The organism is Acinetobacter sp. CAU_H_78 (genome assembly GCF_058599365.1).
This window is the reverse complement of the sequence record NZ_CM178652.1, coordinates 471998-484574: the sequence shown is the minus strand read 5'-3', so window position 1 is coordinate 484574 and position 12577 is coordinate 471998. Positions and strand designations below refer to the sequence as shown.

At 43.6% G+C, this 12577-nt stretch carries 15 protein-coding genes; 7 read left to right on the top strand and 8 right to left on the bottom strand.

The annotated features are described in order from the left end of the window. Window positions 1–33: 33 nt before the first annotated feature. On the bottom strand, window positions 34–891 hold the full coding sequence (locus tag AC4MCD_RS02385) for a 23S rRNA (adenine(2030)-N(6))-methyltransferase RlmJ (RefSeq protein ID WP_419364212.1): 858 nt from the start codon (window positions 889–891) through the stop codon (window positions 34–36). Between the two features lie 117 nt (window positions 892–1008). On the opposite strand from AC4MCD_RS02385, the gene AC4MCD_RS02380 reads away from it, so the two are divergent. Both AC4MCD_RS02380 and AC4MCD_RS02375 read left to right on the top strand, forming a co-directional pair. Further along, window positions 1009–1611, top strand: a complete 603-nt coding sequence (locus AC4MCD_RS02380) for a 2OG-Fe(II) oxygenase (RefSeq protein ID WP_419364210.1) — start codon at window positions 1009–1011, stop codon at window positions 1609–1611. A gap of 60 nt (window positions 1612–1671) precedes the next feature. Next, a complete protein-coding gene (locus AC4MCD_RS02375) occupies window positions 1672–2199 on the top strand; it encodes a hypothetical protein (RefSeq protein ID WP_419364209.1) in 528 nt (175 codons plus the stop codon). 60 nt (window positions 2200–2259) lie between these two features. Here the strand turns inward: AC4MCD_RS02375 and AC4MCD_RS02370 are convergent, their stop codons facing one another. From AC4MCD_RS02370 to AC4MCD_RS02345, 6 genes are all read right to left on the bottom strand, one after another. After that, window positions 2260–2526 carry a DUF2789 family protein gene (locus AC4MCD_RS02370; RefSeq protein ID WP_419364207.1) on the bottom strand — a complete coding sequence of 89 codons (267 nt, stop codon included), beginning with the start codon at window positions 2524–2526 and terminating at the stop codon, window positions 2260–2262. Window positions 2527–2643: 117 nt separating this feature from the next. Continuing rightward, the gene (locus tag AC4MCD_RS02365; RefSeq protein ID WP_151205357.1) at window positions 2644–2898 is read right to left on the bottom strand and encodes a DUF2789 family protein; all 255 of its coding nucleotides are present in this window, start codon (window positions 2896–2898) and stop codon (window positions 2644–2646) included. 63 nt (window positions 2899–2961) lie between these two features. Beyond that, a complete protein-coding gene (locus tag AC4MCD_RS02360) occupies window positions 2962–3240 on the bottom strand; it encodes a DUF2789 family protein (RefSeq protein WP_491876525.1) in 279 nt (92 codons plus the stop codon). 177 nt (window positions 3241–3417) lie between these two features. Next, on the bottom strand, window positions 3418–4404 hold the full coding sequence (locus AC4MCD_RS02355) for a malate dehydrogenase (protein ID WP_004786815.1): 987 nt from the start codon (window positions 4402–4404) through the stop codon (window positions 3418–3420). A gap of 172 nt (window positions 4405–4576) precedes the next feature. Further along, window positions 4577–5215, bottom strand: coding sequence for a ribonuclease T2 family protein (locus AC4MCD_RS02350; protein WP_491876833.1), 639 nt, complete (start codon window positions 5213–5215; stop codon window positions 4577–4579). A gap of 34 nt (window positions 5216–5249) precedes the next feature. After that, entirely contained in the window at window positions 5250–7184 is a 1935-nt protein-coding gene (locus tag AC4MCD_RS02345; RefSeq protein ID WP_491876832.1) for a lytic transglycosylase domain-containing protein, read from the bottom strand. A gap of 334 nt (window positions 7185–7518) precedes the next feature. Between AC4MCD_RS02345 and miaB the strand changes: the two genes are divergently transcribed. The 5 genes from miaB to AC4MCD_RS02320 all read left to right on the top strand — a co-directional run bounded on the left by miaB (window position 7519) and on the right by AC4MCD_RS02320 (window position 11558). Further along, window positions 7519–8976, top strand: coding sequence for a tRNA (N6-isopentenyl adenosine(37)-C2)-methylthiotransferase MiaB (miaB, locus tag AC4MCD_RS02340; protein WP_419364202.1), 1458 nt, complete (start codon window positions 7519–7521; stop codon window positions 8974–8976). 38 nt (window positions 8977–9014) lie between these two features. Continuing rightward, complete coding sequence (locus AC4MCD_RS02335; protein WP_004786823.1) at window positions 9015–10091, top strand: PhoH family protein; 1077 nt, start codon at window positions 9015–9017, stop codon at window positions 10089–10091. Between the two features lie 34 nt (window positions 10092–10125). After that, window positions 10126–10608, top strand: a complete 483-nt coding sequence (gene ybeY / locus AC4MCD_RS02330; RefSeq protein ID WP_419364199.1) for an rRNA maturation RNase YbeY — start codon at window positions 10126–10128, stop codon at window positions 10606–10608. Between the two features lie 92 nt (window positions 10609–10700). Further along, window positions 10701–11000, top strand: a complete 300-nt coding sequence (locus AC4MCD_RS02325) for an antibiotic biosynthesis monooxygenase family protein (protein ID WP_491876524.1) — start codon at window positions 10701–10703, stop codon at window positions 10998–11000. 156 nt (window positions 11001–11156) lie between these two features. Beyond that, window positions 11157–11558, top strand: a complete 402-nt coding sequence (locus tag AC4MCD_RS02320) for a hypothetical protein (protein ID WP_491876523.1) — start codon at window positions 11157–11159, stop codon at window positions 11556–11558. Here AC4MCD_RS02320 and AC4MCD_RS02315 read toward each other — a convergent pair. Beyond that, complete coding sequence (locus AC4MCD_RS02315) at window positions 11555–12412, bottom strand: energy transducer TonB (protein ID WP_419364231.1); 858 nt, start codon at window positions 12410–12412, stop codon at window positions 11555–11557. The genes AC4MCD_RS02320 and AC4MCD_RS02315 overlap by 4 nt on opposite strands. Window positions 12413–12577 lie beyond the last annotated feature (165 nt).

Genomic DNA, 12577 nt, shown 5'->3' with positions numbered 1-12577 from the left:
GTCGATCCTAACTATGACCCGATCTTTAAAATTTTATTCGCCTACTAACCAACGAACTGCAGCATGACCGCCATTTTCCTGCATACGTAAATGCGGAAATAACCATTGCAGCGCTTCGTCTGCATCTTCAGAGAACTTCCAAGGTGGGTTAATCACCAGTAAACCACAACCATTTAAACCCACTGGTGTATCATCTGGCCATACACAGATTTCACATACCAACTGACGGCGAATCCCGGTCTTGAACATTTTCTTCTCGAAACGTTCAATCATGGCACGGTCTTTAATTGGGTACCAAACTGCAAATACGCCTGTTGGCCATTTTTTATAAGCAGCAACCAATAATTCAACCAGTTGTGGGAAGTCTTTACGCTCCAGCTCATACGGCGGATCGATCATCACCAAACCACGTTTTTCTTTCGGTGGAATGACTGCGAGTAAGCCTTCATACGCATCACGCTCATGCAGACCGGCGCGTTTGTCAAAAATGTTATGACGTAGCTGCTGGAACACATCTCGCTGCATTTCAAAAATAGTGGCCTTGTCAATTTCACGCATGCCTTCCAGCGCAAACCATGGTGAACCCGGATATGCACCTTTACCAAAGTTTTCACGCATTTTCTCAACAATTTTTAGATATTGTTGTACGCCTTCAGGTGCATTACGCTTGATCGAATCATCCAGCTTAACAAGACGATGAATACCGTTTAAAAACTCACCTGATTTTTGCGCTTCGGCAGTCGACAAATCATATTTACCTGCACCACCATGTGTATCTACATAGCGATAAGGTTTGTTTTTTGCATTCAGTCGAGTCAACAACTGAAGCAATAAAACGTGCTTCATGACATCGGCAAAGTTGCCTGCGTGGTAAGAGTGACGGTAATTCATGTTTCAATTATTCCTAAGATCAATTGCTATTTTAACATGAAAAACTATTTCGTTCAGAAACGATTATTGCACTAAAATAGCGGACCTTTTTTTACCACACTATCGAGAATTGAAAAAATGGAAGCAGTTATCATCCCAGGGGATTGGAATGTTGATCAAATCTTAGATGATTTAGATCAACATGGCTTTAGTATTGTTGACGATGCTTACTCTAGCGAATATCAACATGCAGTGAGTCAAGAATGCTTAAGCCACTTAAACGAATTTCGTAATGCAGCCATTCAAAATGGTGTCGTTAACAACATCCGTAGTGATCATATTCTTTGGTTACAACCTGAATTTCAAATTTCCCACCGACACATTCAAACCCTTCAACAATTTTCTCAAATTTTAAACCGCGCGTTTTATTTAGGCATTAAAGATGTGGAAGCCCATTTTGCCTGCTATAACGCGGGTGAGTTCTATGCCCTGCATCGCGATAATCCTCAAGGCAAAAATGGCCGAATGATTTCTGCGGTTTATTATCTGCATGATGATTGGCAAGATAACTGGGGCGGCGAATTACATCTGCAGGATAAAAATGATCAATGGCATATTATCCAGCCTAAACCGAACCGCATCGCCATCTTTCAAAGTGATCTGTTACATGAGGTTCTGCTGTCCAAACAGCAGCGTCTTTCGATTACTGCGTGGCTGCGTTCAGACAATCAGCTGATTTAAAACTTTAAATTTCTATTTTTAGCCTCATATAGCCCTTATTGAGACTAGAGGACGGCGTTCATGCGACCAAACACCCAACAGATCATTGCCCGTATCGGTGAAACTGATCAGCTGTTTTTAAACGGCAATACTCCTGAATTGGCTCTTGAGCGCGCCGATCTTCGCTTGCAACTGGTGACCATTAGCCAGATACGCCAGGAACAGCTGCATTTCCTGCAAGAAGCAATTGTCTTGCTCGAACAGGGCCGGGTAGATTTTGAGGAAATTCCGTTAGATCTTTATATTAATCTGTCTTTGCATCTGGCCAAGGCGTATATGATTTATTTTGAGCTGACCCAGGAAAAGCATTTCGCCCTGATCACCCAACAGATTCTCAAACCGATGACCCATTATGAGCATGCGGAGATTTATTTCTTCCTGGCCTATGCGTCTGCCAGCAAGAAAGAACCTGCCATGACCCGTCATTGGCTGAACAAATACAGCAAGATGCCTGTGTTTGACTTTGATCTGTTACAGCAACATCCTGCTTTTGATGAATACCGCCAATTGGACTGGTTTATTCAGTTATTGCGTCGCCGGATGCATTAATTACCTCCAGGACCTTCATCAAAAAAGCCTCATAAATATGAGGCTTTTTTGATATCAAGTTTAAGCGGACTTTAGAATCTTAGGATGTTGCGCATCCATATGCAGTTGCTGATTAAGTTCATCTACCCAAATCGCCCAGTCATCATCTTGCACCAGATGACTGATTAATAATGAGCGCTGCGCTTTATTCCAAAACGGCGCATCATGCAGAAAAACATGAGCCGGTAACTGGTGAGTACGTATATACAGTTCAATGGCAGCTGGACTATTCGGTAGACCGAGTTGAGAAAACAATAGTTCCAAAGACGGTTGCATTCTTCCGAGCATCTCGCCCTCCTTATATCAGTTAATTTGTAGTTATTTATATATCTAACTTATAACATAATATAAAAAAAGCCTAGTCAAATGACTAGGCTTGTTGTTTCTTTTTGTACCTGATGGAGTTTATTCTGCTGCTTTATCACTTTCTACATGAAGCAACTGATTTAACTTGTCAATAATGACAATCCATTCATCATCCTGATGCCAGTGTTCACGTAAAAAGGCACTCTGTCCTTCACTCCAGAATTCGGCATCTGGCAGAGCTACTTTGGCATCGAGCTGATGATCTTTAGCAAATTGCTCGATCGAAGCCTCATCTGACGGCAAACCAAGTTGTTCAAAAAGTAGTTCCAGAGTGACCTGTTGTTCCATAAGCATAAGCAGACTCCATTATTCGATTTATCAGTTGGTTAAATGATCAAGGTGTTCAGATTGAAAACTTTAGTTTGAATTACCACTGGGCAAGCTACAGGAGCCTGAGCCCACGGCTTCAGTATGTAACTGCTCATTTAGCACATCTACCCATATGGCCCAGTCATCATCTTTCTTCCAGTGACTGATCAAAAAGTCATGTTGTGCCTTACTCCAAAATGGTGCTTTGTGTAGCGGTACATCCATCCCAATCTGATGGGTTTTGATAAATTCATCGATTGCTTCCGGGCTTGAATCCAAGCCGAGTTGCTCAAAAAAAAGTTCCATGGTAGGTCGCTGCTCTAACATCTCAGTACCTCCTCTTTTGTTGATGATTCTTCTTATTAAACTAGATGAGCCACTCGCAAAGTTCAGTTGTCCCTCCTTCACAAGATGTTATTTTTTGTTCTTTAAATTTTTTAGAAATAGCAATAAAAAAGCACCCCAAATGGAGTGCTTTTTTTAATTTAATCTTAAAAGATTAAATTATTTGATCATGTCAGCAACTGCAGCGCGCTCTTCTTCAAGCTCGTTCAGTGTAACGTTGATACGTTCACGGCTGAATTCGTCGATTTCAAGACCTTGAACGATTTTGTATTCACCGTTTTCAGTAGTTACAGGGAAACCGAACATTACGCCTTCAGGAATACCATAAGAACCGTCAGAAGGAATACCCATAGTTACCCATTTGCCGTTTGTGCCAAGAGCCCAATCGCGCATATGGTCGATTGCAGCGTTCGCAGCAGAAGCAGCAGAAGACAGACCACGTGCTTCGATGATCGCAGCACCACGTTTACCAACAGTTGGAAGGAATACGTCTTTGTTCCAAGCTGCATCGTTGATTTTGTCTTTCAAGCTTTCGCCGTTTACGTTAGCAAAACGGTAGTCAGCATACATTGTTGGAGAGTGGTTGCCCCAAACAGTCATGTTTTCGATGTCAGAAACTGCAACACCCGCTTTTTGAGCAAGTTGAGTTAACGCACGGTTGTGGTCAAGACGCAACATTGCTGTGAAGTTTTTCGCTGGAAGATCTGGAGCAGATTTCATTGCGATGTAAGCGTTAGTGTTCGCAGGGTTACCTACAACAAGAACTTTAACGTCACGGCTAGCAACTTCATTCAGTGCTTGGCCTTGACCAATGAAGATTTCGCCGTTTACTTTAAGCAGGTCAGCACGTTCCATACCAGGACCACGTGGACGTGAACCAACTAATAGAGCATAGTCTGCATCTTTGAAAGCTACTTTAGGATCATCAGTACCGATCATGCCCGCCAATAATGGGAAAGCACAGTCGTCTAGTTCCATCATTACGCCTTTAAGCGCTTGCTGAGCTTTCTCAACAGGAATTTCTAATAATTGAAGAATAACTGGTTGGTCTTTACCAAGCATTTCACCGCTTGCGATACGGAATAATAGGCTGTAACCAATTTGACCAGCAGCGCCAGTAACGGCAACGCGAACAGGTTGCTTCATGTAATTATCTCCAATTGAGAGGATCGTCATAATGATTAAATAGCTGTTCTATCTAATCTTAATAATCATAAACGGCAAAGATTGTACTCCAATCCTCTTCGAGATGCATGTAAAAGAGAATGGATTTCAACAAAAGTATGATAGGAAATATAAATTAATTTGACTAAAAAGCTTAGTATGTCCCTTTTATTGTGACAGTTTTTGGGCATGTATTAATAATGTTTGCAGGACAGCCTTTATAGCCACCATTGGCGTTGTAACAGACCTGGATGGAGGTCAGCAGGCTGGATGCGCGGGTCTGATGGCAGTTAAAGCGCAATGCTGTTGAAGGCAGTTGCGGATTGATTTTCAGAAATTTGGAACGCAGCATATCAATGGAAACGGTATGACTTTCCTGCTCGGTGAGTTCTTCAGGAACTTTCAGACGATCAGCATGATTGATCACGGTACGAAAATACTGCATGGCATTCATCGGAATACAGCCGCCAATATTATGCCAGAGTAATGCGCGGGTGTTTTCATCCGGCATGATACGCGCCACCACCTTAGCCTGCAAAGGCGGTAACTTCGCAGAACTGGTAGTAGTGCAATGTGTCGATGTGGTTTGAGGATAGAGACCAGAAATATTTAGGGAATAACCTTCAAGACATTTTCTTTTTTTACTGTAGGCCGGATCCAGACTGCAAAGTGCCGGTACCATCTGGATGTCCATGACATAACCTGTTGGCAGTGCAAAGGCAGCTGGACTTGCTGCTAAAAATAAAAGTGCAGCCCATCCAGCAGAAATTTGAGCACCCCTTATTCCCTTGATCAACAAACTATCCTTCCCTTAGATTTCTTGAATGCTATGGTGTATTACGTAACGGAATGGCTTGCATACGCTTACCGACCGATTGTGCGCCCTGTCCCAATAAAATACCGTAATATGTCGCGTTCGTCATGACATGTTTCACATAATCTCGCGTTTCCAATAAAGGAATAGCCTCGGTATATTGATCCGCAGCAATACTTTGGAATTCGGGTTGCCAACGGCGGGCACGGTTCGGGCCGGCATTATAACCTGCTGTAGCCAGTACTGGACTATTGCTCAATTGACGCTGAATTGTTGATAAATAGTAAGTTCCGTAACGGATATTGGTGTTCATATCGGTTAAGGCTGCCGGATTATAGGTCTCACCCATTTGACGAGCGACCAATTTGGCGGTGTCCGGCATGATCTGCATTAGACCACCCGCCCCTACATGAGAGCGTGCGCCGGTATTAAACCGGCTTTCCTGACGCATCAAACCATAAGCCCAGGCAGCATCAATGCCGGCATTACGGCTATGACTCACGACATAATTCTGATGTGGCATCGGATAACGATAGTTGTAATTATGCTTGTCCGCCGTACGATCCGCTGCATAAATGGCACGGTCATACCAACCCATATCCATCGCGCGTTTGGCTGCTGCCAACAGTAAATCGTCATCTTTTCTTAAATAAGCCTGACGAACTGCCCAGTTCCATTCACGGTTAATATAATTCTCTGGTGCATTAATATTACGTAAGGCAAAGGCACGGCGGAAATGAATATCTTGGTTCAGGCGTTGCATGGCCTGACTGGATGGTTGTGCTGAGTTTGGGGTAGAAGCCGTTAACTGGCCTAATCTATCCCGTGCCAGCAGGTTATGATAATCCTCACCGACCGCCAGTTTTTTATAGATACTTTCTGCTGCCTGTTTTGAAGCGCGATCTGTGCGCTGTTCACTGGCACGCGCCAGCCAGTATTGCCAGCGGTCTTCCTGTTTCTGGTTCACGCTCATGCCATCAATGGCACGAATCAGACTTTCCCAGGCACTAAAACGAATCGCCTGACGGGCATAAATTTCGGCTTCTTCTGGACTAAATGGCAAACCATAGCTGGCATCCAGATAGTTCAGCACTTCACGGTTGAAGTTATTCTTCATTACCGTAGTGCCGCCAATATAACCAACAGTTCTGAATAGTGTTTTCTGCACTTGTACCGGCGTACCCTCAGCAGTGCGTTTCACTATGGACATTGCTGAATCAAGATCGCTATCTGCCAAACGTCCCAACGCATAAATCAGATAGGCATGATCAGCCGCAGTACTTTTAGGGGCTGACCATAAATAATTGGTTGGATTGGCCTGAATCGTATTGAGCTGAGCCAGAGACAGGTTAAGCCCTAAACCTTGTGCAGTGGCAATCGCCTGTCCAGACTGTCCAGCACGCAATTGCACCCACAAACGCTGCTGGCGGTCTTCATTGGTCATAAGCGGACTGGATAACATCATACGCCCCAAGCCCGTACATGACTCAGGTTGAGAATTGGTGGTCAGCCAGACATCTTTAAATTCAGCATAGACCAGCTGATCGCCACTTTTAGCACGGACTTGTGCAACTGCACAGGCTTCAGCCGGATCGGCATTGGTGACATATTGCAGAACGGGTTGCGCAGTAGCAAAGTCAGCCATTTTGACTTTTTCTTCGACATAATCGGCTGCGAGTTTTTCTGCCATAGCCGACTGAGGATAACGTTGGGCGAAACTGATAATTTGACTGGCAGGTTGTGAGCCAAGATTCTGGTTCAGAATCCAGTATTCAGGATAATAGCCCAAGACATCATTTTGCATGGCAGACTGATATTGTTGTAATTGTCCGATATTTCCAGCATTTGCCGCTCGTAAGGCATCATTAAATTGTTCTTCTGCTGCCTGCGCACTCATTGAACAGAGACACGCCACACTCAAGCTTAGTAATTTATAATATTTCTTCATATTTTTAGTGTGTTTAAACATCAATTTGCCTTCTATCATCGATTTTTCGCCCAGCCCCTGTTGCCTATCATAAGAGTTAGCCGGAAAATTATAACCCACTGTATTGTTCACTTATGTAACCTTATGATTAGACAATATTAATTTTCAGACACTTTTTGTCCATAAATCAATATTTTCCCAGCCGCATTTTAGGCTATAAGTTTAAGCGACTTTCCTGCTAAAATATGCGCCTTTTAAAGATTTCAGAACGTGAATTGAATTTTTATTTAGCCGTTTGTTTATGCAAATGGATTATTCGTTCACTCTTTCGACGTATTACCTTGTAGGAGCCTACATGACGGTTCAAACCTTCATTCCGAATGGTGCCCCAGCTGCCTCAGAAAACACTGTTACCCAGCCAGCGCACACCCCAGCCATCGATGGTTCAGTTAAAAAACTGTATATCGAAACGCAAGGGTGTCAGATGAATGAGTATGACAGTCACCGTATGGCAGATCTGCTGGGCGATTCCCACGGCTATGTGCTGACCACTGATCCTAAAGAAGCGGATATTCTGCTGATGAATACCTGCTCGATCCGTGAAAAGGCACAAGAAAAAGTATTCTCAGAATTAGGACGCTGGCGCAAGCTGAAAGAAAAAAATCCTGACCTAATTATTGGTGTCGGTGGATGTGTGGCTTCTCAGGAGGGTGACAATATCCAGAAACGTGCCAATTATGTGGACATGATTTTTGGGCCGCAAACCCTGCACCGTTTACCGCAAATGCTGGACCAGCATTTCGAGCAGGTCGAAAAACCGAAAAAAGAAAAAATTAAACTGGTTGATATTTCATTCCCGGATATCGAGAAATTTGACTTCCTGCCTGAACCGCGTGTTGAAGGTTATAAGGCCTTTGTTTCGATCATGGAAGGCTGTTCAAAATACTGTTCTTTCTGTGTAGTTCCATATACACGTGGCGAAGAAGTATCGCGCCCATTAGATGACGTTTTGGCTGAAATTGCCGGTCTGGCTGAAAAAGGCGTGCGTGAGATTTCGCTGCTCGGTCAGAACGTGAATGGTTATCGCGGTGAGACCTTCGACGGAAAAATCTGTACTTTTGCCGATCTGTTACGTTTGGTTGCAGAAATTCCAGGTATTGGTCGTATTCGCTATACCACTTCGCATCCACTAGAATTCAACGATGATCTGATCCAGTGCTACCGTGACCTGCCACAGATGGTGTCACATCTGCATCTGCCGGTACAAAGCGGTTCCAATGATGTATTGCAGGCGATGAAGCGTAACCACACCATTGATGTGTATATCGAGAAAATCGAGAAGTTACGTAAAGTTCGCCCAGACATGCATTTATCTTCAGACTTTATTATCGGCTTCCCGGGCGAAACCGATGAAAACTTTGAAGAAACCTATCAGTTTATTCAGGATCTAGATTTCGACCACTCTTATAGTTTTGTTTATTCAAAACGTCCGGGCACCCCTGCCGCAGAGCTGGAAGATACCACCCCTGAACAGGTGAAAAAAGAACGTCTGGCCAAAGTACAGGACTGGATTAAACAGTCGAGTATCCGTAAAACAGATGCCATGCTCGGTACAGTTCAACGTGTACTGGTTGAGAAAGTTTCTGATAAAGATCCGAACGTTCTGGTCGGTACAGCAGACAATACCCGTTATGTCACCTTTATTGGCGATGCAGCGTGGGTAGGACGCTTTGCAGAGATCGAGATTACCGAAATTAAAACTTTAAATTTAGTTTACGGAGAACTCTTGAATCTTGAGCCTGACGTGGCGTAATGTAGAGCATATAACGTACACTTCTAAAAGGAACACTCTTGACTGCAACGATTCGACGTACAGTAGCTTTTCCTGGAATTTCGATGGACCGTTTACAAGCCGTCTTAGGTGCCTATAACGGTCATTTGAAACAAATTGAACAACGTTTAGACGTCAAAATTTCCCACCGAGGTGAAAGTTTCTTTATCGATGGTGGAATCGATGCCGTTGAGAGAGCCGAAATGCTCTTGCAACGTCTTCATGAAGAATCTGAACACAGCCAGCAGATCAGTGCAGATACCTTGCATATGATGATTCAAGGTAGCCAGACCGATCGTGAACTCCAGGAGAACCTGGAAGAACAGGAACATACCGGTCTGGACAATGTCTGGCTGCAGACGCGCAAAGGTCGGATCAACCCGCGCGGTGCTAACCAGAAACGTTATGTACAGCGTATTCTGCAAAGTGATATTTCCTTTGGTATTGGCCCTGCAGGTACCGGTAAAACCTATCTCGCCGTTGCAGCCGCTGTAGATATGCTGGAGCGTAATGAAATCCAGCGTATCCTACTGGTTCGTCCCGCAGTTGAAGCAGGTGAGAAACTTGGCTTCCTGCCGGGGGATTTAACCCAGAAGATCGATCCGTATTTGCGTCCCCTTTATGATGCCCTGTATGAGATGCTTGGTTTCGAGAAAGTGGCCAAGCTGATCGAACGTCAGATTATTGAAGTTGCACCTCTCGCCTATATGCGTGGTCGTACCCTGAATCATTCTTTTGTAATTCTGGATGAAGCCCAGAACACCACACCTGAACAGATGAAGATGTTCCTGACCCGTTTAGGTTTTGGTTCACGTGCAGTGATTACCGGTGACGTGACTCAGGTGGACTTACCACGTGGTCAGCAGTCTGGTCTGGCTCATGCCTTACGTGTGATTGATAAAATTCCTGAAATTCATATTACCCGTTTCCATTCTCGTGACGTCGTGCGTCACCAGCTGGTTCAGAAAATTGTTGAAGCCTATGAAGGCTGGGACAGTGAACAGCAGCGTTTAAGCGCTGAGGCTCGTGCCGAGCGTAAAGCCCGTCAGGAAGCCTTGATCGCTGAGAATGATGCTGCGGCTGATGCACAGCATTAAAGCTGCATTGTTATTTAATTTTTAAGGATTCACGTTGAAACTTAGTCTCTCCCTGCAACAGGACTTTCAGTCACCAGAACTGGTGCTGAAACGTGCCTATATTAAAAAAGTTGTAGAAACCACTTTGCGCCATATCGGTACCCAAAGTGATTGTGAAATTGGCATTGCTTGTGTCGATAATGATGAAAGTCATAAACTTAATCTGGAATATCGCGGCAAGGATAAACCGACCAATGTCCTGTCTTTTCCAAGCGAACTTCCAGATGAAATGGCACAGGTTCTGGATGCTTTCCCGATCGGTGATTTGGTGATTTGTATTCCAGTAGTGCTGCGTGAAGCTGCTGAACAGGACAAAGCTCCATTGATCCATTTCACCCATATGCTGGTACATGGCACTTTGCATCTGATGGGTTATGACCATGAAACTTCAGAGGAAGATGCTGAAGAAATGGAAGGCATTGAGATCGAGATTCTGAACAAACTGGGTATTACCAACCCCTATCTGGAAAGAGATTAATATCAACAATTAAAATGCGGGCTAAGGCTCGCTTTTTTTTATTTTGTTCACTTCATAATAAGCTCAACTAAAGAAATAAAATAAAAACTACTATGCAATATGTCGTGATTTTCAAAGCGCAAATTAAAGAATTAGATCAGTGTTATTTTGAAACAGCCCAGCGAATGAGAGAAAGAGCCCTTTCACAATTTTATTGCCAGTATTTTGAAGCCTTAACCGAAGGTACTCAGGAAATTGCGCTTTCTTACTGGAACAGTCTTCATGATATTCGCGCCTGGCATGCAGATGCTGAACATCAGGCCGCTCAAGAGTTAGGGAAAAATAGCTGGTATACATATTTCAGAGTAGAAGTCTGTGAAATTTTACGGCGCTATGATGCACAGTTAAATTAAATATTCATCGATCCTTATTTATCTTTTTCTTGGTCTATTCTTGGATACAGAGTTTAAAAAATATCTGCTTACGCATTCATGATTTCTTCCAGAAATACATAAGCACATAATGAACTTTAACGAAGAACTGTGCTTCAAAAATTTTAGGAGAACGTAATGAAAAGATTGTTCTCGACTGCATTACTCATTTTCTCTCCCTGGCTGTGCTCACCACTTTATGCCCACTCAATTCCCATGTGCCCAAAACTCAAATTTCAACAGAACCAAAGCTCATGGGCAGGCCATTATTATTTAAACGGAGTTATGGAATTAGGTTCGGAGTTGCTTCTGCAAGCAGATGGTACCTTTAAATGGTATCTGGCCTATGGTGCTCTGGATCAATTTGCCGAAGGAACATGGTGGCAAAATAAAGAGTGTATTGGCTTAAAAGCAGATCCAAAGTACCAGGACTTGATGATATTTCCCAAATATCTAGCCATAGATGAAAACCATTTAAATGTGGTCTGGGACGATGGAACTCAGCAAGGTAGTTATATACAGGCGAAGCGTCCCGATTAACGCACCTCAAACTCTGCTTCAGCTGGATCAAAGCGCCAGGTTCGAATGATTCGTAGCTCGGAAATATCCGACATCTTGGCATCAAATGCTCCGAACGGTGCTGCCTTGCGTACTGAAGATTTTGCAGCTTCATCTAGCAAACTATGCCCTGAACTGTCAATTAAGCGAATTGCACGGATTCCGCCGTTCTGGTTCAGGATCACCATCAAGCGCACCTCTCCTGCCAAATTCTGCTGTTTAGCCGCGTCTGGATAATAGCGGTTACCATAGAACTCTACTTTTTGACGGAATTTTTCCAGATAAGCCGCAGAAACATCCTGTTTGGACTGGATGCCATCTACGGTTTTAATTTTTTGCTGACGACTGAAGTTTTGTTGTCGTTGCAGATATTGGGCTTCCAGACTGGCTACCATAGCGGCTTTGGCCTGAAACTGACTTTGTAACTGTTCCTGCATTTTTTTGCGCTGATTTTCTTCCGCCTGTTTTTGCCAGCTTAAAGTCGTCATCAGTACTTTTTCTTCAAAGCTTAATTCACGCTGTTGCTGCAACATGTCCGGACTTTCTTGCTGCTCTTCTCCGGTCTTTTGCTCCATCAACGGTGCAGGCATATCGCTCGACATACGATGTGCTTCACGAAATTTGCCTGAACCTTGCTGGTCAGTTTGAGCCAGAAAATCTGCATGCTCAATTTTTTCATCAGTTTGACGAATACTGACCGCAATCTCTTTAGTCATGCTCTCCTGATCTTGTGGTATACCAAATTCCAGCGTGAGAAAAATCACGTGCAAAATAACAGCTGCAAATACGGCGCTATTAAAAATTGGATCTTTCCACCAGGCTTTGACCAGAGGCATTAATATCATGGTTGATCTCATCGCTACGAACCCAGACTTGAGTTCATCCCCCAAACAGCATTTTTAAAAATTAAAAAATAAACGGCTTTGCATTTTTCTTTTAAAAATGCCAAACCCATCAAATCTTCAACGTTACATAACTAAAATCCTAAAAATGGTGCTATT